15 protein-coding genes are annotated in these 26,731 nt (G+C 65.6%); 10 read left to right on the top strand and 5 right to left on the bottom strand.

Annotation, left to right across the window (positions count from 1 at the left end):
- Nucleotides 1-515 precede the first annotated feature (515 nt).
- Together EB812_RS07545 and EB812_RS07550 are read left to right on the top strand one after the other, a co-directional pair.
- The gene (locus EB812_RS07545; protein WP_130958001.1) at nucleotides 516-7,505 is read left to right on the top strand and encodes a VCBS domain-containing protein; all 6,990 of its coding nucleotides are present in this window, start codon (nucleotides 516-518) and stop codon (nucleotides 7,503-7,505) included.
- Between the two features lie 91 nt (nucleotides 7,506-7,596).
- Nucleotides 7,597-8,772: a glycosyltransferase gene (locus EB812_RS07550; RefSeq protein ID WP_130958002.1), complete on the top strand. Its 1,176-nt coding sequence runs from the start codon at nucleotides 7,597-7,599 to the stop codon at nucleotides 8,770-8,772.
- A 160-nt stretch (nucleotides 8,773-8,932) separates the two neighbouring features.
- On the opposite strand, the gene EB812_RS07555 is transcribed toward EB812_RS07550, so the two are convergent.
- Together EB812_RS07555 and EB812_RS07560 are read right to left on the bottom strand one after the other, a co-directional pair.
- Nucleotides 8,933-11,092, bottom strand: coding sequence for a peptidase U32 family protein (locus tag EB812_RS07555; protein ID WP_118229722.1), 2,160 nt, complete (start codon nucleotides 11,090-11,092; stop codon nucleotides 8,933-8,935).
- Complete coding sequence (locus EB812_RS07560) at nucleotides 11,089-12,105, bottom strand: NAD-dependent epimerase (RefSeq protein WP_118229723.1); 1,017 nt, start codon at nucleotides 12,103-12,105, stop codon at nucleotides 11,089-11,091. Before EB812_RS07560 ends, EB812_RS07555 begins: the two co-directional genes overlap by 4 nt.
- Nucleotides 12,106-12,371: 266 nt before the next feature.
- On the opposite strand from EB812_RS07560, the gene EB812_RS07565 reads away from it, so the two are divergent.
- Entirely contained in the window at nucleotides 12,372-13,301 is a 930-nt protein-coding gene (locus EB812_RS07565; protein ID WP_207287340.1) for a hypothetical protein, read from the top strand.
- 218 nt (nucleotides 13,302-13,519) lie between these two features.
- Here EB812_RS07565 and EB812_RS07570 read toward each other — a convergent pair whose 3' ends face one another.
- The 3 genes from EB812_RS07570 to EB812_RS07580 all read right to left on the bottom strand — a co-directional run bounded on the left by EB812_RS07570 (nucleotide 13,520) and on the right by EB812_RS07580 (nucleotide 15,349).
- A complete protein-coding gene (locus tag EB812_RS07570; protein WP_118229724.1) occupies nucleotides 13,520-13,720 on the bottom strand; it encodes a twin-arginine translocase TatA/TatE family subunit in 201 nt (66 codons plus the stop codon).
- 305 nt (nucleotides 13,721-14,025) lie between these two features.
- Nucleotides 14,026-14,982, bottom strand: a complete 957-nt coding sequence (gene mbfA / locus EB812_RS07575; protein ID WP_118229725.1) for an iron exporter MbfA — start codon at nucleotides 14,980-14,982, stop codon at nucleotides 14,026-14,028.
- 97 nt (nucleotides 14,983-15,079) lie between these two features.
- Nucleotides 15,080-15,349, bottom strand: a complete 270-nt coding sequence (locus EB812_RS07580) for a hypothetical protein (RefSeq protein ID WP_242621235.1) — start codon at nucleotides 15,347-15,349, stop codon at nucleotides 15,080-15,082.
- 119 nt (nucleotides 15,350-15,468) lie between these two features.
- Here EB812_RS07580 and EB812_RS07585 point away from each other — a divergent pair, with 119 nt between their 5' ends.
- The 7 genes from EB812_RS07585 to EB812_RS07615 all read left to right on the top strand — a co-directional run bounded on the left by EB812_RS07585 (nucleotide 15,469) and on the right by EB812_RS07615 (nucleotide 26,513).
- Nucleotides 15,469-15,882 carry a NirD/YgiW/YdeI family stress tolerance protein gene (locus EB812_RS07585; RefSeq protein WP_165450917.1) on the top strand — a complete coding sequence of 138 codons (414 nt, stop codon included), beginning with the start codon at nucleotides 15,469-15,471 and terminating at the stop codon, nucleotides 15,880-15,882.
- Between the two features lie 274 nt (nucleotides 15,883-16,156).
- A complete protein-coding gene (locus EB812_RS07590; RefSeq protein ID WP_130958003.1) occupies nucleotides 16,157-16,606 on the top strand; it encodes a YgiW/YdeI family stress tolerance OB fold protein in 450 nt (149 codons plus the stop codon).
- Nucleotides 16,581-17,309, top strand: a complete 729-nt coding sequence (locus EB812_RS07595) for a response regulator transcription factor (protein WP_130958004.1) — start codon at nucleotides 16,581-16,583, stop codon at nucleotides 17,307-17,309. The genes EB812_RS07590 and EB812_RS07595 overlap by 26 nt, the downstream gene beginning before the upstream one ends.
- On the top strand, nucleotides 17,309-18,805 hold the full coding sequence (locus tag EB812_RS07600) for a sensor histidine kinase (protein ID WP_130958005.1): 1,497 nt from the start codon (nucleotides 17,309-17,311) through the stop codon (nucleotides 18,803-18,805). Before EB812_RS07595 ends, EB812_RS07600 begins: the two co-directional genes overlap by 1 nt.
- Entirely contained in the window at nucleotides 18,802-20,109 is a 1,308-nt protein-coding gene (locus tag EB812_RS07605; RefSeq protein WP_118229731.1) for an MdtA/MuxA family multidrug efflux RND transporter periplasmic adaptor subunit, read from the top strand. Before EB812_RS07600 ends, EB812_RS07605 begins: the two co-directional genes overlap by 4 nt.
- Before the next feature lie 63 nt (nucleotides 20,110-20,172).
- Nucleotides 20,173-23,310: a multidrug efflux RND transporter permease subunit gene (locus EB812_RS07610; RefSeq protein ID WP_130958006.1), complete on the top strand. Its 3,138-nt coding sequence runs from the start codon at nucleotides 20,173-20,175 to the stop codon at nucleotides 23,308-23,310.
- 83 nt (nucleotides 23,311-23,393) lie between these two features.
- Complete coding sequence (locus tag EB812_RS07615) at nucleotides 23,394-26,513, top strand: efflux RND transporter permease subunit (protein WP_270229366.1); 3,120 nt, start codon at nucleotides 23,394-23,396, stop codon at nucleotides 26,511-26,513.
- The last annotated feature ends 218 nt before the right edge of the window (nucleotides 26,514-26,731 follow it).

The raw sequence follows: 26,731 nt of genomic DNA on the forward strand, positions 1-26,731 counted from the left end.
GGATGGCCGCGGGGGCTTCGGCCACCGCAGCTGTCCGCTTTTATTCCTGAAAGCAGCAATGTGCCGCCCCACACTTGACAAATATCTCCTTATACGTAATCATAATTACAGAGCTTTGGAGCAACCTTTTCACGGTTGAAGAGGAGAAGGCACAGCCAGGTCAGCAGTGCGCACAAAGAACCGCCCAGACCAGGATGGTCGGGACAACCGCACTGTGGAGCTTACTGTGTGTATGTTTAGCCTCTTGCCGGCACGCCCGGCTTCTCCGGTCACCTCGGCCCTGTTTCCGCCTCCTGGCGGCGCAGGGCTGTCTGCGTCCTTATTCCCCACTATGACGCTGTCGCCCAGTCCCCTCCCGAACAGAGGGCTTCCCGTTTTGCGCCACGCAAACGGCAGGGCTTGACTGCGCCTCCCGCTGCCTTTGCAGCCCCCCATCGCCACAGCGTAAACAATCCGGTTGCCCCTGACGCAACCGCCGTGCCGACGCCGCTTCCGGCGTCCCCATAGGAGCCCCCATGCCAGACATCATCCTTGCCCGCCCCGCGGCCGGACAGCAGGCAGCCATCCCCGCACAGGCCCAGAGCCGCATTGTTCTGGACTTCGCCCCTGACGACGCCACCCTGTTCCGCCAGGGAGACAATCTTGTCTTCGGCTTTGCGGATGGCGGCAGCGTCAGCCTTACCGATTTTTATAAGGTGGTCACCAAAGAAACCTTACCGGAGTTCAGTGTGGACGGCGCGTCCGTCCCCGGCGAGGAATTTTTTGCCGCACTCAACGACGAAGACCTCATCCCCGCCGCTGGGCCCGCAGCCAACGCCACGGGCGGAGGCCGCTACCAGGACTATGCCGACAGCGCGCTGGAAGGCGGCACCTGGCGCCTGGGCGCGCTGGACTACCGCACGGCCTTTGGCGGCGAGCCTTCCTCGGACCTCTGGACCTACGGCAGTCTGTACAACCACGAACCGGAGCTGAGCACCGGCGGCGCAACCCTGAGCCTGAGCCTGCGCGAGGCGGGTGAGCCCGCCCCCGGCGTCAGCGACCCCGGCGTGCCCAGCCAGAGCGGCAGCTTCCACATCAGCGACGCCGACGGCGACGCCCTGACCGCCGTGGTGCGCATAGCGGGCAAAACCGTGGCCATTAACGGCGTCACCACGGTTCAGGGCCAGTACGGCACCCTGGTCATCACCCCTGTGGGCGGCGGTTCAGACATTACCTACAACTTCACCTACACGCTGGACAACAGCCCTTACGGCGCTACGGATTCCCTGGCCCAAGGCCAGCGCGTCACAGACCACATTTTTATCGACGTGAACGACGGCCGGGGGCACACCATCACCCAGCCCATTGCCGTGCACGTCACCGGCACCAACGACGCGCCGGACGTGCAGCACGTGGACGACTTCAACCTCAAGGAAGGGGGCGTCTTTTCCGGCGCATACGGAACGAAGGACCGCGACCCCGCCGCCCTGCACGGCAACGAAAACGACCGCACCCTGAACGCGGGCCAGACCGACCCTAACGGCGCACTGAGCGGCGACCAGCACCGCACCTACGCCGCAGGGCAGATCCAGGCGCTGGACCCGGACCAGGGCGACGCGCTCACGTACGGGATACAATCCGTGGACATCGACGGCACGTCTTACAGCGGCGCGGCGGACAATGCCGCCGCCGACCCGGCGCACGCCGCCTACGACAAGGTCATCGACACGGCCTACGGCAAGCTCTACTTCAATACCGCCACGGGTCAGTACCGCTTTGATCTGGACAACAGCCCGGACGGCCTGGTGAACAGGCTGCCCGAAGGCGCGCGCGTGGACGTGACCATTACCCCCACAGTCACAGACAGTTACGGCGTCAGCGATACGGATACAAACCACCTGCGTCCGGACCAGGGCGGCGCGGCCGTGGACGGCAGCATCAATATCACCATCTGGGGCAGCAACGACCAGCCCCACCTGGAGCTCATCAGCGGCGACGCACTGGAAAGCACTGAAGACGCCGGCAGCGGAGGCGTCAACAGCGTTTCCGGCACAGTGGCGGGCACGGACGCGGACAGCGGCGACACAGCCCACCTGGCCTATGGCCTGGCTCTGGGCGGCGACGCCGCCGGGCTTGACGGCGCGACCCTGCACGACACGCTCTATGTGCTCAAGGACGGCGACGGCCTCAGGCTCTCGGACACCAAGGGGCCAGACTGCTACGGAGAGCTGAAAATCAGCGGCTCCGGCAGCTCCGCCGCCTACACGTTCACGTTGGACGACACGGCCGACGTGGTCCAGAAAATGGACACGGGCGACAGCAAAAGCGTGGACTTCAACGTGGCCGTGGTGGACCAGTACGGGGCTTACAGCCACGACGCCATTACCCTGACCATCCACGGGGCCAATGACGCGCCCACCTTTGACAGCATCCAGAACCTGACAGTCAAGGAAAGCGGCCTCTACTACAAGCAGACTGACAACAAACTGCACGCAGAGGAAAACACCACGACGACAACTTCGACCACAGCAGCCGATCCCAACTTTGCCGAGCACAAATTTGCGGCGGAGGGAAGCCTTGCGGCCTCGGACGTAGACGCGGGCGACACCCTCACCTACGGCATCCAGACCTCGGACGGCGTCAACCATTTTGCCGTCAATGGCGACGTGACCGTCTACCTCAAGGCCACCGGCAACGTGCTCAGCAAGGGCTACGAGATTGTAAGCGAAAAGCCCACAGACGGCAGCTTCTGCGGCACACTTACCCTACACGCGGACGGCAGCTATGCCTTTGCCCTGGAGGACACGGCCCAGGGCGTCAACGCCCTGGCCGAAGGCAAAACCGCCCCCATCGCCTTTACCCCCCTGGTTACGGACAGCAAAACCTTTGACGCCAACGGGCAGCCCGCGGAAGCCGTCCACGCCGTCACGGAGGGGCACCTCACCGTGACGGTCAAAGGCAGCAACGAGCAGCCGGAAATTACAGACAAGGGCTGGAACAACGGGCACGACCTTGTTGCCGAAGACGGCGGTTCCTATAAAATCACGGGGTCTGTTGTCGCAACGGACGCGGATACCCCCGGCGGCGACGCCGTTTCCTATGGCCTGACGCTCAAGGTGGAGGATGGTCAGAACGTTGTTACAACCCTGTATGTAAAAGACGATGGTTCGGGCAATCTGGCGCTCAGCCCTGCCCAGGGGGACTACAACGCCTGCTACGGCAAAATCAGCATCAATAGCGGCAATGGCGCGTACACTTTTACGCTGTATAACGATTCCGATCTGGTGCAGGCCCTGAGCGACAGCGACGGCATAAAAAGCATCACCATACCCGTAGTGGCGCGCGACAAGGCCGGAGCCTACGACAGCACAGAAATTACCGTGCAGATCAAGGGCGCGAACGACGCGCTTGTGGCCGACGACAAGGATATCATGGTGGCCCAGGTGACGGAAGACGGCATGCTGCTGGGCACAAACGACGCCAACAACGCCAATGCCACGGCTTCTCCGGCGGGCGTCTTCACCATCCACGCCACGGACGCCACCGGCGTGGCCGACCTGCAGTTCGGCGTCCTGCAAAACGGCGAGTTCACGTCCATCGCTGTGGGCGGCACGCTGTCCATGGCCTACGGCAAGCTGACCATCACCGCCATTACGGACAACGGCGACGGCTCCTTCTCCGCCGCCTACAGCTATAGCCTCCATAATGACAATGCCGCGGTCAACGGCCTGCAGGCCGGGCAGGGGCTGGTGGACAAAATTACCCTGGCCGCGCGCGACACGCGCCACGACGCGGCAGAAGCCCCCGCCACCCAGCCCCTGGAGGTCCACATCCACGGAGCCAACGACCGCCCGTATTTTGTGGACGGCACGGGCGCCAAGGTCACGGAATTCACCAGTGAGGCCACCCTTACCGAAGACAGCGCCAAAGGTACGGTCAGCGGCACACTCGCGGGCGCGGATGCGGACGACGCTGCAAGCAGCCTGACCTACGGCTTGGTGAACGGCAGCACCGTGGTGCAGGTCATGCAGGGCAACTACGGTATCCTTACTCTGACCAAGGACGGCCACTACACCTATACCCTTACGGATACGGCGGCCCTGCAGGCCCTGCGCGCAGGCGACAGCCTGGCGGCGCAGGACTACCTGAACAAGGAAGCCTTCCCTATCCGCATCATGGACCAGCACAACGCCTACACAGACGGCACGCTGCACATCAATATCACGGGCGTGGCAGACGCCCCGGTCATCACCACGGGCAAGACCACCGTACAGGAAGACAACGGCGCAATGGTCAGGCCGGAGCCAAACCCGACCGACGACCCCATGGTTACGGGCAGCTTCGGTCTGGACACCACAGACTACGGCGATGCGGAAAACTACGGCGCAAAGGGCACTTGGTCCGGCGGCGGCACGGGAACCTACGGCACGCTCACAGTCAATGCCGACGGCAGCTATACCTATACCCTCACGGCTAACGACAAGGATGCCGTGCAGTCGCTGGCCGTGGGCCAGAGCGTGACCGACACCTTTACCGTGACAGTCACGGGCGCGGACGGCACAACAATCAGCAAGGATGTGGCCTTTACCGTCACCGGCGCCAACGACAAGCCGGTCATTGCTGTGGACGCCAGTACCCTGACCGGCGCAGTCAAGCAGAACGCCTTTGAAACCGACCCGGCCCAATGGACGGACACGGACGCCCCCGGCGTGGTCTTCACCGGCACGGTGGCGGGTACGGACGTGGATACGGGCGACACGCGCACCTACGCCTTTCTGGACAGCAGCGGCAATCAGGTCCAGCAGCTCAGTACCCAGTACGGCACCATTGCCATAAACCCCAAAACCGGCCACTACACCTATTACCTCAACAACGAGGCAGACATCCCCGACAACGCGCAGGACACGGTGCCAGTAATAACCGTGGACCAGCACGGCGCACAGTCCGACCCCCAGATCATCACTATCAACATCACGCCCAACCCCGGCAGCGGCGGCACGGACGTGCGGGTCATGGACCCTGACAGCGACCTGGCCCCTTCCGTACAGGAAGACAACGGCACGGACTGGAACCCCCACCTGGGCACTGCAGGCCCGTCAGTCACGGCGTCGGGCCAACTGCAGGCCGAGAAACCCGACGGCTCCGCGGCCGGCAATACGGAATTCGGCGTTCAGGGGGCTGGCGGCAGCCAGGTGCAAGGCCTGCAGGGCCAGTACGGTTACATTGCCGTCAACCCGGCCACGGGCCAGTATGTTTATACTCTGAACAACGCCAGCGACGCCGTCCAGGCCCTCAACGCAGGCGATACCCTCACCGAGGAATTTACGGTCATGCTCAACGGCGTGCCGCAGAACGTGCCCATCACCGTCACCATCCAAGGCACCAACGACAGCCCGGTCATTACCCAAGCCGACGGCTTCACCCTGCAAGAGGTGGCGGCCGCCGCATCCATCAAGAATCTCAGCCATGCGGGCACCGTCAAAGCCACGGATGTGGATGCGGGCGACAGCGTGACCTACAGCCTGAAGGGCGATACGGACGGCGACGGAACAATCAATACCGCTCACGGTACGGTAACCCTCAATCCGGATGGTTCCTACTCCTATACGGTCACAGACGGCAGGCATATTACCGCAGGGGACGCCCTGCATGATGCCTTCACCGTAGTGGTGACGGACGAGCACGGCGCGTCCTCGCAAAAAGAAATTCCCATTAGCATCAAAGGCACCAACCACGGGCCGGAAATCCTCACCGGCGCGCCCACCAGCGAGGACGTGACCGAAGACGGCCTTACCCAATGGTCCCACAGCCTCAGCGAGCTGTTCAGCGATGACCAGGGGCTGGACAACCTCAGCTACAAGGTCGTGGCGGGCGACGGCGACTTCAACGGCGCGGGCATTGTGGCCCAGGGGCAGTACGGCACGCTCTATATCGATCCGGTCAGCGGCAAGTACGTCTATGACCTCAACAACAACGACCCGACCGTGCAGGGCCTGAAGGAAGGGGAAACCGCCACGGACGCCTTCCACATCCAGGCCACGGACGCCCACGGCCAACACATTGACGTGCCCGTCAGCGTTACCGTCACCGGCGCCAACGACGCCCCGGAGCTCAGCGTCAACACCGTGCTTACCGTGCGGGAAGACCAGGATGGACAGAAGGCCGAAGGCAGCCTCACGACCTACGACAAGGATGGCGATACCCTTATCTTTACCGTGAGCAACGCTGAAAGCGGTGAAAGCAGGGAGGTGGCGCAGAAAGACGCCGCCCCGGCTGAGGTGGCGGGCCTGTACGGAACGCTGACCCTCAATGCGGACGGCACCTACAGCTATACCCTGACCAGCGACGCCCTGGGCGCGGGCGAAATCGCCACGGAAACCTTCACGGTCACAGCCAACGACGGTTCGGGCTCGGCCACGGCCACTTCCCCCGCGCGGGAAATCACCGTCAACCTGGTGGGCGCCAACGACGCCCCCACGGCCCTTGACCCCACCAGCACCCTGGCGCTCAACGGCCTTATCCCTGGCCAGACGGCCAGCGTGTCCGTCGCCTATACGGACCTCGCCACTGACCCGGACCAGAATGATACGCTGACCTGCACGATTACCAGCAGCCTCAATGGTCACTATGGCAGCCTCTATTATGACGCCACTGCCGGCGCGTATGTCTATGCCCTGGATACCAGCCCCGCAGGTCTTCTCAAGCTGGCCCAGGCCCACGCCGCCGGCAATGACCTGACGGAAACCTTCAACTATACCGCCGGCGACAGCCACGGGGCCAGCGCCAACGGCACCTACACGGTGCATCTGGACCCTGCTCTGCCCAGCGCGCCAGACCTGAACGACGGGCAACCGCATTTGCTCTTCGGCGGGTCGGGCAACGACAGCATCGCCGGCGGCAGCGGCGACGACATTATCTCCGGCGGCGGCGGCGATGACCTCATCTACGGCGGCGGCGGCGATGACCTCATCTACGGCGGCGGCGGCGATGATTATCTGGACGGCGGCGCGGGCAACGACAGCCTCTACGGCGGCGCGGGCAACGACAGCCTCTATGGCGGCGACGGCAACGACTACCTGGACGGCGGCGCGGGTGCGGATGCGCTCCACGGCGGCGCGGGCAACGATATCCTGCGCTACGATCCTGACGACGCCCTGGCGGACGGCGGCAAAGGCATAGACTTTCTGGTGGGCAAAAGCGCCCCGGGCGATCTGGACAGCCTGTTTGCTGCGGGCAAGATCAAAAACATCGACGCCCTGATCACCGACCACGGCGGCACCGCCACGGACGACACCGCCAGCCTCACCAGCATGACGGCTTTGGAACATGTGGGCATCACCGTGCAGGACACGGACGGCAAGGCGACAATAGTTCTTGACAGCAGCTGGAAGGCTGTGGAAGGTGAAGGACATACCTTTGTCAATATCGCCGCCGACCTGCACATCAGTGTGGCGCATTCCGCCAGCGTGAGCGAGGACACGGTAAACCACGCCATCCAGATCATCACCTCGGATTCCGGCGGATAAGCCCTCACCTTGAGCAACAAGAAGAGGACGGCCGGAGGAGGCTGGCTCCCCGGCCTACTGCTGTTCAGGCCCCAGCCGCAGAGGAGTTTACATGCGCATTCTGGTTGTGAGTCACGTCTTCCCCGGCGAGTTTGGTCAACTGGCCGCAGCCCTGGCTGCCGCCGGCCACGAGGTCGTCTTTGCCGCGGCCCACGGCCGACGCGAAGCGCGCATCCCCGGCGTGCGCCACCTGGACCTGCGCGATGCCCCCCTGCGCCGCCTCCAGGAGGCGGAAGAAGACCCCTACGGCGTGGCCCTGGCCGGCCGTCTGCTGGACCGGGCCGCTGCCCGCGCCCGCGATGCCGCCCGTCGTCTGGCCCGGCTGCGCGCCGCAGGCTGGGAGCCGCAAATCCTCTGTTGCTCCGCCGCCCACGGCAACGGCATGCTGGCGCGGGGCCTGTTTCCTCAGGCTTTTTTTGTGGTCTATGGCGAATGGTACACCACGCCGCACGCGGCAGCCTTCGCCCCCCAGGCCGTGGGCAACCTTCTGCAGGCAGCGGCCCTGGGCGAAAGCCACCTGGCCTTTACCTCCACAGACTGGCAGCGCACCCGCTACCCCGATTTTCTGGCCCAGCGGCTGGAAGTCTGGCCCCGCTGCGTGGACACGGGTTTTTTTTCTCCCCGGCCCGCCGGCACCCCCACCCCGACGGAAGAGCTGATCACGTTTTCCGGCCGGGGCATGGAATCGCCCCAGGCCTTCCTGCAGATGCTCACAGGCCTGCCGGACCTGCTGGAGCGGCGGCCCGCCTGCCGCGTGGCCCTGCTGGCTTCCCTGAGCGAACCCCTGCCCGAAGGCTGCCCGGCCCCGCTCACGGCCGCCCTGCGCTCCCCCAGGGTACGGCTGCTCCCCTACGTCCCCCGCACGGAATACCGCGACCTGCTGCGAGCCTCCACCTTCTACGTCTACTGCAACTCCTCCCAGACCCTCTCCTCCGGCCTGTTTGAAGCCATGGCCTGCGGCCTGCCCGTACTGGCCACGGATACCGGCGCCGTACGCGAAGTGCTGCGCCACGGCCAGAACGGCTTTCTCTTCCAAAACGCTGCACCGGACAAACTGGCCGCCTGGGTGGGCGACCTGCTCGAAGCCCTGCCCGGCATGACCACCCTTCGCCGCCAGGCCCGCCGCAGTATTGAAGGCTACTGCGCCCTGCGCACCGAGCTGCCCCGCCAGCTCAACCGCCTGCAAGAGGCCTATGCCCGCTGGGCGCGGGAACAAAAGCCGCAATAAAAAGTGCGGGAGACAGCACGCCGCAGTCCCCCGCACTCAAGCCGACATTTTTCAGAAAAAGAACCTGGCATGCCAGGGCATTGCAACATGGCCATGTCCTGGTGGTCGCGTCAGCGGCCACCAAAGCAATTTACCAATGGAATTGCTCTGCCGCCGTGCGTTACAGCAAACTCCCCTCCCAATTGAACAGCCCCGGACGACGCAAAGCCGGAAGGGACGCGGGCGGATTTTCTTCCATATGGGCGTAAAAGCTGTAGCCCGCGGCGGCAAGGGTGGAGCGCTGGGCTGTCAGATCCAGAGGCCAGCCGGGATAGATCCAGAGCGTGCCGCCGTACTGCCGGGCCCAGAAAGGTTCGCCCTTGGGACTCAAAAAGGGCTCGTTGGCCTTGACCCCCGTGAGGGGAAAACGGCTCAGCCCCACGGGCCAAAAGCCCGCAAGCACCACGCCCAGGGGCAGGGGGCTTTGGGCGGGCAGGGCCAACATCTCTTCGCGGGGCAGTTCCGGGCTTGCAAAGGCGGCGGTAAAGCCCATGCGGGCCAGCAGGCCCAGGGCCGGAGCATTGGCGCAGTTGCAGAAGGGCCCGGCCATGAGGTCCGCCTCCGGCGGCAGATCCTGGGGGAAAAGACCACGCTGCCAGGGGGCGTTGCAGACAAACTGGCGTGCGCCGTCGCGCCAGAGGCGCTGGATGGCGCGCAGCAGCGGGGCCTCCTCTTCGGGCCAGATGACCGGCGGCAGCCACCAGCAGGTGCGGGAAATGAGCGTGCGGGAAATTTCCGCGCTGCGGGGGGAAAGCCAGAGGGCGTTGCGGCCGCGGCCGCGCTCCCTGCCCTGAGGCTGGCTGGCGTGGACAAACATATCCGGCCGGGGTGCGGGTTTTACGGGTCGCGGCAGAACGGGCAGGGCCTCCACAGGGGCGCTGGGGCGTCCTGGCAGGGCCTCCAGGCGGGCCTGCCAGGTTTTGAGTATGGCCATGAGCTCCGCTTCGCGCCGGTCGATCAGAAAGACCGGCGTGCCCGCCCTGGGGGTCTTGTGCTTGGCTAGCCGCAACGTGAGGTTGCCGGCCTTGGGCACGCGGCGGGTCACGGGCAGGGTGGCGTGCCAGCGCTCGTCCTCCACGCCCACCCGCAGATAGTCCTGGGGCAGCAGTTCAAAATAGGGTTTGAGCAGCACGCTGCCGTCGGGCTCTATGCGCACCTTGCCGGCCAGCAGGCCGGAACTGGTCTGGCCGTCGGGGGCTGTGGGGGCGTTGTCCTTCTGGGGCAAAAAACGCGCGCGGGTGACGGGGCGGCCCAGGGCCCACTGGAGGATCTCCTCTGCTGTCTTGCGGGCCTGCGGGTCGCCGGGGTTGTCGCGCAGCAGCCGGTAGGCCGTAACCGCATGGTAGACGTAATGGGGGCCTTTTTTGCGGCCCTCAATCTTCCACGAAACCAAGTGGGGCACGTCACGCAGGGTTTTGACCAGCACGTCCAGCGAAAGATCCTGACAGGAAAACCAACGGCCTTCGTGTTCTTTGCCGGGCCGGGAAGCGGCGCGGGGAGAACGGCGGGGGGCCTCGCGCCGGGACCGGACATCCTCACGCTCAGGACGTCCGTCCGGGCGGCGGCCGCGCGCAAGGGCATCGGGCGCGGCCTGGCGGATCAGGGCCTGGGCCGCGCCCTGCCCGCCCTGACGGTAGACCCGGCGGCAGGGCTGCACGCAGCGACCGCGCAGGCCGCTTTTGCCGCCCATATAACTGGACCAGTAGCAGCGCCCGGAAACGCAGTAGCACAACGCGCCGTGAACAAAACACTCCAGGTCCAGCCCTTCGGGGCAGGCCGCGCCCATAAGGCGGATTTCGTCAATGGAGAGTTCACGCGGCAGGATAACCCGGCTGGCCCCCAGAGCGCGAGCCTCCAGCAGACTTTGCGGATGGGTGAGGTTGGCCAGGGTAGAGAGAAAAAGCCCGCCCTCAAAGCCCGCCTGACGGGCCAGATCCAGCAGGGCCAGATCCTGGATGATCAGGCCGTCGGGCCGCACCTGACGGGCCAGCCGGGCCGCCAGCCGGAAGGCCTGGGCGGGCTCGTCCGGCTTAAGCAAGGTGTTCATGGCCACATAAACGCGCGCGCCCGAAGCGTGGGCCAGATCCGTCAGGCGCGAAAGTTCGGTGAGGCCGAAATTTTCGGCCTGCATGCGGGCAGAAAAATTTTTGAGCCCCAGATAGATGGCGTCCGCCCCGGCGGCCAGCCCGGCCAGAAAGGAAGGAACATCCCCCGCCGGGGCGAGGATTTCGGGGCGCTCCGGCGTGGGAACGGGCAGGAGGGGCGCGCTTTGGAGGGTCATGATCTGTAGTACTCCCGGTACCAGGCCACAAAGCGGGCAATGCCCTCGCGCAGAGGCGTATGGGGGGCAAAGCCCGTGGCGGCGGTTAGGTCGTCAATGTCGGCCCAGGTGGCGGCCACGTCGCCGGGCTGCATGGGCAGCAGCTCTTTGACGGCTTTGCGGCCCAGGGCGTCTTCCAGGGTGGCGATGAAGTCGTTGAGCTCCACCGTGTGGTTGTTGCCGATATTGTAGATGCGCCAGGGCGCGGAGCTGCTGGCCGGGTTGGGGGCCGCAGGGTCAAAATCCGGGTCCGGACCGGGGGCCTGGGGCAGGATGCGCGCCACGCCTTCAATAATGTCGTCGATATAAGTAAAATCGCGGCGCATGCGGCCCGCATTGAAAACTTTGATGGGTTCGCCGCGCAAAATGGCCGTGGTAAACAGGTGCAGGGCCATATCCGGTCGGCCCCAGGGGCCGTAAACCGTAAAAAAGCGTAGCCCCGTGCAGGGAATGCGGAACAGATGGCTGTAGGCGTGGGCCATGAGTTCGTTGCTTTTTTTGCTGGCCGCATACAGGCTTACGGGATGGTCCACATTGTGGCGCACAGAATAGGGCTGGGCCGCGTTGAGCCCGTAGACCGAGGACGAGGAGGCAAAAACCAGGTGCTCCACCTTGTGACGGCGGCAGCCCTCCAGAATGTGACCAAAACCCAGCAGGTTGGCATTGAGATAGGCCTCAGGATTCTGCAGGCTGTAGCGTACTCCGGCCTGAGCGGCCAGGTTGACCACATGGCTGAAGCCTTCCTGTTCAAAAAGCGCGGCCAGGGCCGGGCCATCGGCCAAATCTCCCCGCACGCAGCGGAAACCGGCGGCCTGCGGCAGTGCCGCCAGCTGCGCCAGGCGGTCGTTTTTAAGCTGCACGTCATAGTAGTCGTTGCAGTTGTCCAGCCCCACCACCGTATGCCCGTCGGCCAGCAGCCGCCGGCAGAGATGGTAGCCGATAAAACCCGCCGCGCCCGTCACAAGTACATGCATGCTGTGTCCTCCATTCCATTGGCCCCGCTTGCCGTTGCGGAAGTATATCTGCAAGGACAAGACCCCACTCCGACGCTTATCCGCCGGGCAAACCGCGCTACGGCTGCACGGCGGACGTCAGCTCACGCAGCCGTCCGCTCGGCTCAAGGCTGCAACGCCCCACGTCTGCGCGCACGGTAAGCCAGATGCGCCTTGCGGGCAAGGGGCGGTCCGGGGCTTGCGGGACGGCGCGCGGCAACGTATGCTGCCTATTCGTGAGGGAACGCATGCGCAAATCTGACCATAACGGGCGGCCAGCCGCCCAGTTTGCCGACCGGTCCGGAGCAGGCCCCCGCGCCGGCCGTGGGCCGCTGGCCTGGTACGCCGGGCCGTACAAAGACGCCCTGCTCTATCTGATGGTGGCCATTTTTCTGGTGGAACTGGCCGTGGGCGGCGTGTCTTTTTTTTACGGGGTCATGCACGCCGCGCCGGAAACTCCGGGCGGCCCGCCCCTGGCCCGCTTTCCCTGGCTGGGCTGGGCCGTGGCGGCCGTGCTGGCCCCGGTGGGGCTCATGCTGCTGGTGCACCTTTCCGGCACCTGGGTGGCGCGCTTTCTGGGCCGGGAAGACGCCGCGCCAGCCGCAAAAGAAGCCGGGAGCGATGCGGACGAGGCGCAGGTGCCCGAACGCCTACGACGGTTTTACGCCATTATCCGCAATGCGCCTACGGTGGTGCTCTTGCTGGGCATCCTGCTGCTGGGTGCGGGGCTGTTTTTTGTGGACGGGGCCTTTACGGCTTTGGTGCGCATGGGCGGCGCGCTGACGCCGTATATCCCCTGGATAGCTGGCAGCGCCGCGGCCCTGCTGGCCGTCTGTTACCTGGTGCACCGCTGGTTTGTCTACCGGCACCATAAGATGCAGGAAGAATACGCCTACCGCCGCCAGGTGCTGGAACGCACGGGCATTGTGCTGGTGGACAAAGGCTGCGTGCCCCTGCCGCAAAACCAGGAACAGCGCCTGGCCCTGGACGCGCAGGTACTGGACGCCCACGCCCTGCCCCAGGGCGCGGACGCCGCCGACCCGGACACAGGGCCAGGCTCCGAACCGGACGGCAAGCCGGATTCGGGACCGGAAGGCGGGCCGCAAAACGCCACCGCGTCCCCCGACAGCGATGAAGACATCGTGGATGCGGAAGTGGCCCCGCCGCGCAAGGACTGAACAATTTCACCGTGAGCCCGCGTGGGCCATGGCGTGTAAAGAACCCGCCGCGCGGGTTGCAGCCCTGTTGGCCTGCGCGGGCACGCCGACAGGGCCAGCGTCCTTTTTACCACAAGCGACAAACCACGCGGGAAACGCCATAAAAACACGGCGGCCATGCCTCTGAGGACGTAGCCGCCGTGTTTTTATGGCGTTCTGTTTCCGGCAGGTCACCGGGCTCAGCTGTCGCGGCCCACGTCCTCGGCCTTGCTTTCCCGGCGGGGCAGGTCCACCGTGTCAGGCTCACTGGCCGCCCGGCGGAAGTCCCGGATGGCCCGGCCAAGACCGGCGCCGATTTCCGGCAATTTTTTGGTGCCGAACAGAATCATGGCTATAACCATTACCAACAGCAAATGTGGTACGCTGAAAAAATCTAACATGATACGCCCCCCTTCCGAGCGTTTTCGCGGTATGTCGGTCCCAAGACATCCCCTGAAGCAATTCCACAGTGAAATTGCCCTGGCAGCTGCCGAAGCAGACGTCCTCCGCAAAGGCATACGCGCAATGTAGTTACAGTTACGCGCTGAAGCGGACGCATCTTTTACTTTGAACTTTGAATGGATACGCTCAAAGCTGATCTGCTCTCAAATCGGCCAGCGGCAAAGCTGCGGGCCGCCAGGGACACCTTAGGGTTAGTGTTAGGCCAAAACGACCACCAGTGCAAAGGCTTTTTTCTTGTGCGCCCTCAGGCGTTGCCGATAAGCAGTCCGGTCAGAAAGACCAGCACCCCGCCCAGCACCACCTGCAGGGCCGCGGAAACAATGGGCGTGTTCATGAAGCGGGAACGCACCCAGGTAATGGCGGCCAGCTCCAGCGCCACCACCACCAGCGCCGCCATGAGCGCCGCCCGGTAGTTGCCGATAAGAAACGGCAGGGTGTGGCCTATGCCGCCCAGCGTGGTCATAAGGCCGCAGACCAGGCCGCGCACCCAGGGGTGGCCGCGGCCGGTAACACTGCCGTCGTCCGAAAGGGCCTCGGCAAAGCCCATGCTGATGCCCGCCCCCAGGGAGGCGGCCAGGCCCACCAGAAAGGCTTGCCAGGAATCGTGCGTGGCCGCGGCCGCCGCAAAAACCGGCGCCAGGGTGGAAACGCTGCCGTCCATGAGCCCGGCCAGCCCGGGCTGGATGATCTGCAGGGCGTACAGGCGGCGTTGGGCCGCGGCTTCCACGGCTCTGGCGTCCTTGTTCAGGTATTTGTCGGAAAGGCGCTCGGCGTTGATTTCGTGTCGCCTCTCCACCTGCGCCAGGTCGTCCAGCAGGCGGCGGATATCCGGGTCTGCGGTTCTGGATGCGGCCTTTTCATAAAACTGACGGGTTTCCAGCTCCATGGAGGCCGTGAAGCGCCGCACCGCCTCCAGGCCCAACGGACGCACCAGCCACAAGGGCTTGCGCTGCACAAAGCCTTTGACGTCCTGCCGACGGATCAGCGGGATGTGCCCGCCGAATTTTTTCTGGAACAGCTCGGTGAGTTTTTGCCGGTGCACGGTTTCTTCCGCGCCCATGCCCGCCAGCACGGCCTCGGTGGCCGGGAAGTCCTCCCGCAGGGCGGCGGCGAAGTCCGCATAGATACGCTCGTCCTCTTCTTCCAGGCTGATGGCCAGGGCAAGGATTTCCGCCTCGCTCAGTTCTGAAAATTTTTTCATGGCGCGCAGCTCCGCCGCAGGGCTTCAGGGTCGGGGGATGGCTGTTCCCGCAGGGGGCAACAGTCCCAAGAGCTCACCCCGCCGGGGCCGGGGTTGGTCAGGCTTTTTCGGGCGTGTGCAGACTGCCCGCATCGTGCCCGCTGGCCAGGTTGCGGTTCCAGGCGCGGATGGCCGCCCCCTGCGAAACCGACCACTGCTGCGAGGTCTGCCCGCAAGAACAGACCACGCGCCACACTTCCTGCCGGCGTCCCGGCGGCAACATGGACTCCAGGTGCACGTCGGTGCCGCCGCAGGCCAGGCAAGGACGGATGGTATGGGGATCGAGCTCTTTCATGGCCGCAAGATAGCAGTGTTGCGATCTTTTCACAAGAACGTCGGCGTGAGGAGCGCCTTAACGCTTTGCTGACACGGGGGGGCGCATGGTGGCCCCCACAGTGCTTTTGCCCGCACTGCCTAAACTCTATGCCTGTTCCAGGAGGACACACCATGCGTTATTTGTGGATTCTGCTTCTGACCCTGGCCTTGGCCGCTCCCGCCGCCTATGCCGTCGCTGCCGACAGCACGGGCGCTCCCGCCGCCGCCGCGCCCCACAAAACCAAAGCCGCCAAAACCAAAGGGGTGACAAAAAAAGCCCCGGTGGATACAGTGGCCAAGGCCCTTGCTTCCGGCGACAGAACCCCCATGCGCGTTACCGGACGCCTGGTGGAAAAAGTGCCCGGCAAAAAAGTGCAGTATGTTTTTGAGGACGCCACCGGCCGCGTAACCGTGGCGCTGGGCAAAAAAGCCCTCAAAGGCGCGGCCGTGCCGGCCCTGCAGAGCGAAGTGCGCCTGGCGGGCGTGCTGCGCGTCAAAAACAAAACTACCCCTGTGATGGTGGCGCACAGCGTGCAGCCCCTGTAAAACCGCCGCCCTTCGCGCCCTCCGGGTCTCTGCAGGCCCGGAGGGGCCCGATCCGCCGTTATTCCCTGGGCGGGCGGGCAAACCCGCCCGCCCAGCGCTGCGCCGCATCTGCCGGGGCCTGTTCATCATAACCTCGCTCCGGCAACGACGTGCGCCAGTCCCCGCGGCACAGAGGCCGACGCCGCGCATTCAGGTCGGCGCGCGCCGCAATGAACATGACGCAAACTTTGCCTATGTCTGTTTTCAAAGGCAAACTGTTTTACAAGGAGGCCCCATGCCCAGAACAGCCCTTGCCGCCCTGCTGGCCCTGCTGGCGCTGACAATCTGCTCCCCGCCCGCCCAAGCCGCAGGCTTTGAAGGGCCAGGCGTGGCCCCGGCGGTGACCCGCGCCGTGGACGTGCTCAATGCGCAGGACGATGCCCCCTGCGTGCTGGAAGGCCGCCTGGTGGAAAAGCTGCCCCGGCGTAAGCACCGTTATCTGTTTGAAGACCGCAGCGGCCAGGTGGTAGTGGAAATCGAAAACGCGGTTTTCGGCCAGTCTACTGTGACGCCCAAGGACAAAATCCGCCTGCAGGGCCATGTGGACTGGAACCGCAAACGCCCCAATACGGTGGAGGTGGACAGCCTCACCATTCTGGGCCCGGTGACGGACGCGGACCTGCCCCCCGTCCAGCCCCGACAGGAAAACGCCCCCGGCCATGCCCGACACCCTGCTGCTCGTTGAGGACAACGAGGATATCCTCGCCAACCTCTATGCCTACCTGGAGCCCCTGGGCTATGAGCTGGACTGCGCCCGCAACGGCCGCGCGGGCCTGGCCATGGCCCTGGAACGGCGCTTTGACTGCCTGATTCTGGACGTCATGCTGCCGGGCATGGACGGTCTGGCCCTCTGCCGCGCCCTGCGGGAAGAGCATGGGCAGACCCTGCCCGTGCTCATGCTCACGGCCCGCGATACCGTGGCCGACCGCGTACTGGGCCTGGAGGCCGGAGCAGACGACTATCTGGTCAAACCCTTTGCCCTCAAAGAGCTGGCGGCCCGCGTGCGCGCCCTGCTCCGACGCAGTCGGCTGCAGGCGGGCAAGGTTGCCGGCGCAGTCTGGACCTATGCCGACGTGCAGCTCAACACGGCCGAACATTGGGCCCAACGCGCGGGCCGCCCCCTGCGCCTGAGCCCCACGGGCTTCCGCATCCTGACGGAACTGCTGCGCGCAGCTCCGGCCCTGGTGCGCCGCCAGGAGTTGGAAAACCTCCTCTGGGGTGATGCGCCGCCCGAAGGCAGCGCCCTGCGCACCCACATCCACGAACTCCGGCGCGAACTGGACAAACCTTTTGCCGCCGCCCTGCTGCACACCCTGCCCCATATGGGCTACCGTCTGTGCCTGGATGCCGATGACGAAGCAACAGAGGACACGGAGGGGACAGCCTGATGTCTGTCGCTTTCCGCCCACGCCGCGCCAGCATCCGCCGTCGCCTGCTGGCGGCCTTTGTCTTTCTGGCCCTGAGCATGGGCGCGGCGCTGGGCCTGGCCGGACGCCTTTCCTTTGATTCTCTGGGCGCGGCGCTGCTGGCCTGGCATACCCGGCCGGTCATGGACGCCCTCATGGAGGCGGAACGCCGCGCCTGGGAAGCCGAAGATCGCGGCGGCGAAAAACTCTACTACGGCGAAGATCTGGCCGCCGTCATGCACTGGCGTTTTCTGGTAGGCAAAGAAGTGCCCGACCCCTGGCGCGCCTTGCCCGACGGTCTGCACCTGACTGAAAACAGCCGCGACTTCGTGCTGGTGGCGCGGCGCGACAACGTCATCTACGCCCTCAGCGGCGAGGTGGGCGTGTTTGCGGCACTCAATCAAAAGCTCACCGGCGCGCTGCTGCTCTGCGCGCTGGCGGGTCTGGGCCTGGCCGTGGCGCTGGCCGTGGTGCTGAGCCGCCGCCTCACCGCGCCCCTGCGCGAACTTACCGCCGCCGTGGAGGCCCGCCCGCCGGAAGCCTTGCTGCACGACGGAGCAACACAGACACCCGCCGTGCCCTGCACGGAGCTGCATGACGAGGTGGGCGTGCTGGCCAGGGCCGTGGCCGCGCGCGAGGCGGCCCTGCGCAGCTATGTGCGGCGGGAAAGCAATTTTACCGGTGACGTAAGCCACGAGCTGCGCACGCCCCTCACCGTGCTGCAGGGCGGCCTGGAAATTCTGGAACCGCGTCTGGCGGCCCTGCCCCAGAGCGCCGCACTTATGCCCACCCTGCGACGGCTGACGCGCACCACCGAAGGCATGGCCCACACTGTGCGCACCCTGCTGCTGCTGGCCCGGCGGCCGGAAGAGCTGGAGTGCCGGGAACTGGACGCCACAGCCCTGCTGTGCGGACTGCTGCACCGCATGGAAAAAGACGGACTGCTGCGCCTGGAATCTATTCCGGCACCCCCCGACGTTGACGGGAGTGTGCCGGTCCGCGACGCTGCAGATTCCGCCGCCCACGGGCTGCCGGGCGGGCTTTCGCCGTCGCGGCCGCCGCTTTCGCCCAATGCGCTTGCCCGCAGCGCACAGCGCGCGCCCGTACAGGTCTGCGCAGCCCTGGCCCCGGCGGTACGGGTCTGGGGGCACAGAGATCTGACAACCATTATCTTTAAAAATCTACTGGACAACGCCTGCAAGTACACAGAAGATAATCGCGCCGCCGTCAGCCTTACGGCTACAACGCTGCTGGTGCGCAACCGCGGCCGCATCCCGGCGGATGTGGATGTTTTTGCGCGCGGCGCACGACACGGCCACACAGGGCGGGATACTGYCGGCCACGGCCTGGGGCTTTCTCTTGCCCTGCGCGCCTGTGAACGTCTGCACTGGCGGCTGGAACTGCTGCCCGCCGGGCCGGAAGAAGCCGTCTTTTGCGTCAGCTTCGGGCCCCTGCCTCAAGGAGAACCTCTCGCATGAGTCCTGTTTTACCGTCCTGTTTCCCCCGTTCACGTCGTCGGCTGGCCGTCCTGCTTCTGGTCGTTCTGGCCCTGGCGGGCTGGCGGCTGCTCTCCAGCGGCGGCCGTCAGGGCGCACCCATAGCCGCGGCTCCGGTGCGCGTAGCCGTGGCCCTGGCGCAGGACGTGCCCCAGTTCTGCAACGGGCTGGGCACGGTGCTGCCTTCCAGCGACGTGCTGGTGACCAGCCGGGTGGACGGGCAGCTGCTGCGTCTGCACTTTACCGAGGGCCAGCGCGTCAAGGCCGGCGAGCTGCTGGCGGAAATTGACCCGCGTCCCTTCCAGGCCGCTCTGGATCAGGCCCTGGGCACTCTGGCCAAGGACCAGGCGCAGCTGGACAATGCCCGCAAGGACCTGCGCCGCTACGCCCAGCTCTCCAAGGGGGACTTCATCGCGGCCCAGCAATACGAAACCCAGCGCGCTCTGGTGCGCCAGTACGAAGGCACGGTGGCGGCGGACAAAGCCGCCGCGGATTCGGCCCGCCTGCAGCTGGAATACAGCCGCATCACGGCCCCGGTGTCGGGCCGGCTGGGCCTGCGCAACGTGGACGAAGGCAATATGATCAAAAGCTCCTCCACCGAGGGGCTGGTACGCATTACCGAGGTCAGCCCCTGCGACGTGGTTTTTACCTTGCCCGAAAGCCAGGTACCCCTGGTGGTGCAGGCTCTGCGCCGCAGCGAACAGGAAGGTTCCGGCCCCCTGCCCGTGCAGGCCTGGGACAGAGAGCAGAAAACCTGTCTTGGCCTGGGGCGGCTGATTTCTTTGGATAACCAGATCGACGCCTCCACAGGCACGGTGAAGCTCAAGGCCCGTTTCGATAATGTGGCGGAAGCCCTCTACCCCAACCAGTTTGTCAATGCCCGCCTGCTGGCGCGCGTGCTGCCCGAAGCGGTTACCGTACCGGCCTCCGCCGTGCAGCTGGGCACGCGCGGCAGCTACGTTTATGTGCTGAACGCCGCGGCCGCCGCAACCGCCTCCGGCCCCAAGGCCGCCGCGCAGACTTCCGCTGTCGCCCCCAAGGGTCAAAAACCGGCAGCCGCCCTTCCGACGGGCACGGTCAGTCTGCGTCTGATTACCGTGGGTCTGACCACGGACAGTCTGACGGTAGTGGAAAAGGGGCTGGCCGCCGGCGAAACCGTGATAGTGGACGGACTGGACCGGCTGCGCGACGGCAGCACGGTGAGCGTGGCGGCCAGTGTGGACACGCCCAAGGCCGAAGCCGTGCCTGTTCTGCCTGCGCAACAGCGGGAAAGTGCAGGCAGTTAAACCGGCCGCGCCGCCCCTCCTCCACAAAAATTCCATCGTCCCGCACCTTACCCCGGAACCCGCATGAATTTTTCGCGCATTTTCATTCTCCGCCCGGTGGCCACTTCGCTGCTCATGGCGGCCCTGCTGCTTTCGGGGCTGTTGGGCTACCGCTATCTGCCCGTAGCGGCCCTGCCGCAGATCGACTACCCCACCATTCAGGTGCAGACCTTGTATCCCGGCGCGTCGCCGGACGTCATGGCTTCGGTGGTCACGGCCCCGCTGGAGCGGCAGTTCGGCGCCATGCCGGGGTTGGTGCAGATGCATTCGCAGTCCACAGCCGGCGCTTCGGTGGTGACTCTGCAGTTTGACCTGACCACAGCGCTGGATGTGGCCGAACAGGAGGTGCAGGCGGCCATTAACGCAGCGGACAATCTGCTGCCTTCAGACCTGCCCACGCCCCCCGTGTACAATAAGGTCAACCCGGCGGACCCGCCCGTGGTGACCCTGGCCGTCACCAGCGACGCCATGCCCCTTACCCGGCTGGAAGACTTGGTGGACACGCGCATGGCGCAAAAAATTTCGCAGCTGCCGGGCGTAGGTCTGGTAACCCTTTCGGGCGGGCAGCGCCCGGCAGTGCGGGTGCGGGTGAACCCCCGCGCTCTGGCCCACGCGGGCCTGACCCTGGCCGACGTGCGCACGGCCATAGACAAGGCCAACGTCAACGACGCCAAGGGCAGCTTTGACGGGCCGGAGCGCGCCAGCACCCTGGACGCCAATGACCAGCTGACCTCGGCAACGGAATACGGCCGCACCATCATCGGCTACAAGGACGGCGCTCCCCTGCGCCTGGAGGACGTGGCCACGGTGGTGGAAGGGGCGGAAAACGCCCGCCTGGCCGCTTATGTGGCTGGGGAAGGCGGAAATTTTCGCCCAGCCATCGTGCTTTCGGTGCAGCGACAGCCCGGAGCCAACGTCATTGGCGTGGCCGACGGCGTGCTGCGCCTGCTGCCCGTGCTGCAGCAGACCCTGCCCGGCCACGTCAACGTGCGCGTGGTCACGGACCGTACCGTGACCATCCGGGCCACAGTGCACGACGTGCAGCTGGAGCTGCTGCTTTCCATCGGCCTGGTCATCGGGGTTATCTGGCTGTTTTTGCGCAACGGCCGGGCCACGCTCATTCCGGCCCTGGCCGTGCCCCTTTCGCTGGTGGGATCGCTGGGCGTCATGCATCTGGCGGGCTTTTCGCTCAACAACCTGACCCTCATGGCCCTGGTCATCGCCACGGGTTTTGTGGTGGACGACGCCATTGTGGTCATTGAGAATATCGCCCGGTATCTGGAAGAAGGACACAAACCACGGGAGGCCGCCCTCATTGGCGCGGGGCAAATCGGCTTTACCATCATTTCTCTGACCATTTCCCTGGTGGCGGTGCTTATTCCCCTGCTCTTCATGGGCGACGTGGTGGGGCGGCTGTTCCGCGAATTCGCCGTCACCCTGGCCGTCACCATCCTCATTTCGGCAGTCATTTCGCTCACGCTCACCCCCATGCTCTGCGCCGTACTGCTGCGGCCGGAGGCGCAGGCCGCAGGCCAGGGCGGCTTTTTCCCCAAGCTGCTGGCCTGGTACGAGCGACGGCTGGACTGGGTGCTGGCCCATCAAGGCCTGACCCTGGCCGTCACCGTAGGCACGCTGGCGCTCACAGCCCTGCTCTATACGCTCGTGCCCAAGGGCTTTTTCCCCGTGCAGGATACGGGCGTCATCCAGGGTTTGGCCGAGGCTCCGCAGGACACCTCCTTCGCGGCCATGGCCGAGCGGCAGCGCGACCTGGCCCGGAGCATCCTGCAGGACCCGGCCGTGGCCGACGTGGTCTTTTTTGTGGGCGTGGACGGCGTAAACCAAAGCCCGGCTACCTCGCGCCTGAGCATCGCCCTCAAACCCCTGGACGAGCGCGACGCCCGCGCGCCGGCCATTGCCCGGCGCATTGCAGCCAGGGCCGCGGCCCTGCCCGGCGTGCGCCTGTATCTGCAGCCCGTGCAGGATCTGACCATTGAAGACCGCGTGGCCCGCAGCCAGTACCAGTTCACCATAGAAGCCCTCAGCCGTGCGCAGCTCGAAGCCTGGACGCCGAAACTGACAGCAGCCTTACAGCGGCGGCCGGAACTGGACACCGTCACCAGCGACCACCTGCCCCCCGGGCGCATGGCCTGGGTGGAAATCAACCGTGACGCCGCCGGACGCCTGGGCATCAACATGGATGATGTGGACAACGCCCTTTACGACGCCCTGGGCCAGCGGCTCATTTCCACCATCTTTACCCAGACCAACCAATACAAAGTGGTGCTGGAAACGGAAGAACATTTCCGTCGCACGCCGCAGGATCTGGAGCATATTTACGTTACCGGCGGGGACGGCAAGCCCGTACCCCTCACCAGCATCGCCAAGGTGGAAGAGCGCCCCGTGCAGCTGGCTCTGGCCCGGCAGGGGCAGTTCCCCGTGGCCACCCTTTCCTTCAATGTGGCGCAGGGCTCTTCTCTGGGCGCAGCCGTGCGCGCCGTGCAGGAAGAGGAACGCGAACTCCGCCTGCCCGCGGCCCTGCGCACCCAGTTTCAGGGCGCAGCCAGCGCCTTTCTGTCCTCCACGGACAATCAGCTCTGGCTTATTCTGGCCGCCGTGGTCACGGTCTACATTGTACTGGGCGTGCTGTACGAAAGTTACATCCATCCCCTGACCATCCTCTCCACCCTGCCCTCGGCGGGCATCGGGGCTCTGCTGGCCCTCATGCTGGCGGGCATGGAGCTGGGCGTGGTGGGCATTATCGGCATTATCCTGCTCATCGGCATCGTCAAAAAAAACGCCATTATGATGATCGACTTCGCCCTGGAGGGCGAACGACGCGAGGGCAAAACGCCCCTGGCGGCCATCCGGCAGGCCTGTCTGCTGCGGCTGCGGCCCATTCTCATGACCACGTTGGCGGCCCTGCTGGGGGCCCTGCCCCTCATGCTGGGCTGGGGCATGGGCGCGGAACTGCGCCGTCCCCTGGGCGTGAGCATGGTGGGCGGGCTGCTGGTAAGCCAGGTGCTGACCCTCTTCACCACGCCCGTGGTCTACCTTTGGTTTGACCGTCTGAGCCGTCGGCTGCGGGGCCGGGGCGCGGCCCTGCCCCGGACGGACGCAACGGGCGACGCAGACGGGCTGGAAGCCCCGGAGGCGCGACCGTGAATGACACGGCGCGCGGCGCAACGCCCGACAACGGCCGCAAGAACCGCGAGGAAGGGCGCGCCCACCGCCTGGGGCCGGAAATCCTGCCTCTGAACCTTTCCGCGCCCTTTATCCGGCGGCCCGTGGCCACGACCCTGCTGACCCTGGCCATTGCCCTGGCGGGCGTGGTGGCCTTTGGCCTGCTGCCCGTAGCCCCGCTGCCGCAGGTGGATTTTCCCGTGGTGGTGGTGCGGGCGAAACTGCCCGGCGCCGGGCCGGAAACCATGGCCGCCACCGTGGCCACCCCGCTGGAACGCGCCCTGGGCCGCATCGCCGGCGTGACCGAAATGACCTCCTCCAGCAGCCTGGGTTCCTCGGAAGTGGTCCTGCAATTTGATCTGGACCGCAATATCGACGGTGCGGCCAGGGACGTGCAGTCCGCCATCAACGCGGCCCGCTCCACCCTGCCCACCATGCCTTCCAACCCCACCTACCGGAAGGTGAACCCGGCCGGCGCGCCCATCATGATCCTGTCCATCACTTCCGGCGTGTTGACCCGCTCCCAGCTTTACGACGCAGCCTCCACGGTGCTGGCGCAAAAGATTTCACAGCTGCCCGGCGTGGGCGAAGTGGTCGTAGGGGGCGGGGCCCTGCCCGCCGTGCGGGTGGAGGTCACCCCGGACGCCCTGAGCCGCGCCGGCCTGGTCATGGAAGACGTGCGCAAGGCCCTGGCCGGGGCCAACGCCTTTCTGCCCCGCGGCATGCTGGAAAGCGACAAAAACTTCTGGCTGGTGGGGGCTAACGACCAGCTGCGCAAAGCGCAGGACTACAAAGACGTCATCGTGGCCCGCCGGGGCGACAAAACCATTCGCCTGGCCGACGTGGCCCGGGTGGAGGACGGCGCGCAGGACGTGCGCGCCATGGCCCTTTCCAACGGCAGACCGGCGGTACTGCTGATCGTCTTCCGCTCGCCCGGCGCCAACATCATCGCCACTGTGGACCATGTTAAGGCGCTCTTGCCACAGCTGCGCTCCTGGCTGCCCGAAAGCGCGGATCTGGAGCTGCGCATGGATCGCTCCCAGACCATCCGCGCCTCCCTGCACGAGGTGGAAAAAAGCCTGCTTCTGGCCATGACCCTGGTGGTGCTGGTGACCTTTCTCTTTCTGCGCAACGGCCGGGCCACGGCTATCCCCGCCGTGGCCGCGCCCGTATCCCTGCTGGGCACCTTCGGCGTCATGTACCTCTGCGGCTACAGCCTGGACAATCTTTCGCTCATGGCCCTCACCGTTTCCACAGGCTTTGTGGTGGACGACGCCATCGTGGTGCTGGAAAACATCGTGCGTCGGCTGGAAGCGGGCGAAAAACCCCTGCGCGCAGCCCTGCGCGGCGCGCGCGAAGTGGGCTTTACCGTGGTTTCCATTTCTCTTTCGCTGGTGGCGGTGTTCACGCCCATCGTGTTCATGGGCGGCATTGTGGGGCGACTGTTCCGCGAGTTTTCCGTAGTGCTGACCACGGCAGTGCTGGTTTCCATGCTGGTTTCCCTCACCACCACGCCCATGATGTGCGCGCGCCTGCTGCGCCCCCTGGAGCACGAAGCCAAGGCCCGCCAAACCGCCAGGCGCTGCGGGGCCGGGGGGCTGGTGGGCGCGCTGCGCCGTTTGCTGGCCCGCGTGGGCGACGCCTGGGGGCATGTCCTGGCAGCCCTGCAGACGGGCTACGCCCGCAGCCTGCCCGTGGTGCTGCGCCACCGCCGCCTGACGCTCTTTTCTCTGCTGCTGGTGGTAGCCGCCAATGTGTGGATGTACGTTGTAGTGCCCAAAGGCTTTTTCCCCGTGCAGGACACAGGCGTAATCATGGGCAGCGTACGCGCGGACCAGAGCGCGTCCTTCCAGGCCATGCAGGCCAAACTCACCCGGCTGGTCAACATCATTCGGGCGGACCCGGCCGTGCAGCAGGTTTCGGCCCACCTTTCAAGCAGCCGCGGCGGGGCCGGGGTCTTTATCGCCCTCAAGCCGCTGAAGGAACGCAAAATCGGCGCACAGGGCGTTATCGGACGCCTGCGCGGCAAGCTGGCCTCGGAGCCGGGCCTGCAGATCTTTCTGCAGCCCGCTCAGGACATCATGATGGGCGGCCGCGGCGCGCGCGCGCAGTACCAGTACACCCTCCAGGCCGACGACCTGGACGCCCTGCGCACCTGGGGCCGCCGCTTGCAGCAGGCCCTGGCTGCGGACGCCGCTTTCAAGGACGTGGACAGCGACATAGAAGAACGCGGCCTGCAAACCTTAATCAGCGCGGACCGCGATGCCCTGGCCCGCTACGGGCTGAGCATGAAGGACATGGACCGCGCCTTGGGCAACGCCTTTGGTCAGAGCCAGGTTTCCACCATCTATGAAGACAAGAACCAATACCGCGTGGTGCTGGAATACGGGCCGGACTGGCTGGCCGGAGCCGAGGCCCTGGAAAAGGTGCGTCTGCCGGGCACGGGGGGGCTGGTGCCCCTGTTGAGCGTGGCCCAGGTAACCCCCGCCTTTGCGCCTCTTTCCGTAGCCCATCAGGGGCAATTTGCCGCAGTGACGCTGGCCTTCAACCTGGCGCCGGGGGCTGCGCTTTCCCAGGCGCAAACGGCCATCGACGCCGCCAGGGTGCGCCTGGGCATGCCCTCCACCGTAGTGGGCAGTTTTCAGGGCACGGCCAAGATGTTCAGCGACACGGTGGGCAACCAGGTGGTGCTCATCCTGGCGGCTCTGGCCGCGCTCTACATCGTGCTGGGCATTCTGTACGAAAGCCTTATCCACCCCCTGACCATCCTTTCCACCCTGCCCTCGGCGGGCGGCGGGGCTTTGCTGGCCCTCATGGCCTGCGGCATGGAGTTCAGCGTCATTGCCCTGATCGGCGTGCTGCTGCTCTGCGGCATCGTCAAAAAGAACGCCATCATGATGGTGGACTTCGCCATTGAGGCCGCCCGCACCCGCAACCTGCCGCCGGAACAAGCCATCTACGAAGCCTGTCTGCGGCGCTTCCGGCCCATTATGATGACCACCTTCGCCGCCATTCTGGGGGCCGTGCCTTTGGCCCTAGGCCAGGGCGACGGAGCCGAAATCCGCCAGCCCCTGGGCGTGACCATCGTGGGCGGCCTGCTGGTGAGCCAGCTGCTCACCCTCTACACCACGCCCGTGGTCTACCTGACCCTGGACCGCTGGCGAAGCCGCAAAGCCAAACCGTAACGCGGCCTGCCGTGTAGCGGCACGAAACAACGCCCTATCGTTAAACGCAAAAACCGCAAAGCCCGGACGTAACGCCGCGTGCCGGGCACTGCCGCATCTTGCGCCGCCGACGCAATGGCAGAGGGCAACGGCTCCAGAGCAGCTTCCCTTTGCGAATATGTATTCTCAACGTTTCGGCACGCTCATTCCGGCGCTTACCCGCGCAAAGAACTTGCACT

The sequence above is a fragment of the Desulfovibrio legallii genome (assembly GCF_004309735.1).
GTDB classification, from domain to species: Bacteria; Desulfobacterota; Desulfovibrionia; order Desulfovibrionales; family Desulfovibrionaceae; genus Desulfovibrio; species Desulfovibrio legallii.

Excerpts from the sequence above, each read along its gene's own strand:
- EB812_RS07560 (WP_118229723.1), bottom strand. The coding sequence starts at position 12,105 with ATGCATGTACTTGTGACGGGCGCGGCGGGTTTTATCGGCTACCATCTC.
- EB812_RS07610 (WP_130958006.1), top strand. The coding sequence starts at position 20,173 with ATGAATTTTTCGCGCATTTTCATTCTCCGCCCGGTGGCCACTTCGCTG.
- EB812_RS07605 (WP_118229731.1), top strand. The coding sequence starts at position 18,802 with ATGAGTCCTGTTTTACCGTCCTGTTTCCCCCGTTCACGTCGTCGGCTG.
- EB812_RS07565 (WP_207287340.1), top strand. The coding sequence starts at position 12,372 with ATGCGCAAATCTGACCATAACGGGCGGCCAGCCGCCCAGTTTGCCGAC.
- EB812_RS07595 (WP_130958004.1), top strand. The coding sequence starts at position 16,581 with ATGCCCGACACCCTGCTGCTCGTTGAGGACAACGAGGATATCCTCGCC.
- EB812_RS07570 (WP_118229724.1), bottom strand. The coding sequence starts at position 13,720 with ATGTTAGATTTTTTCAGCGTACCACATTTGCTGTTGGTAATGGTTATA.
- EB812_RS07590 (WP_130958003.1), top strand. The coding sequence starts at position 16,157 with ATGCCCAGAACAGCCCTTGCCGCCCTGCTGGCCCTGCTGGCGCTGACA.
- EB812_RS07555 (WP_118229722.1), bottom strand. The coding sequence starts at position 11,092 with ATGACCCTCCAAAGCGCGCCCCTCCTGCCCGTTCCCACGCCGGAGCGC.
- mbfA (WP_118229725.1), bottom strand. The coding sequence starts at position 14,982 with ATGAAAAAATTTTCAGAACTGAGCGAGGCGGAAATCCTTGCCCTGGCC.
- EB812_RS07585 (WP_165450917.1), top strand. The coding sequence starts at position 15,469 with ATGCGTTATTTGTGGATTCTGCTTCTGACCCTGGCCTTGGCCGCTCCC.
- EB812_RS07545 (WP_130958001.1), top strand. The coding sequence starts at position 516 with ATGCCAGACATCATCCTTGCCCGCCCCGCGGCCGGACAGCAGGCAGCC.
- EB812_RS07550 (WP_130958002.1), top strand. The coding sequence starts at position 7,597 with ATGCGCATTCTGGTTGTGAGTCACGTCTTCCCCGGCGAGTTTGGTCAA.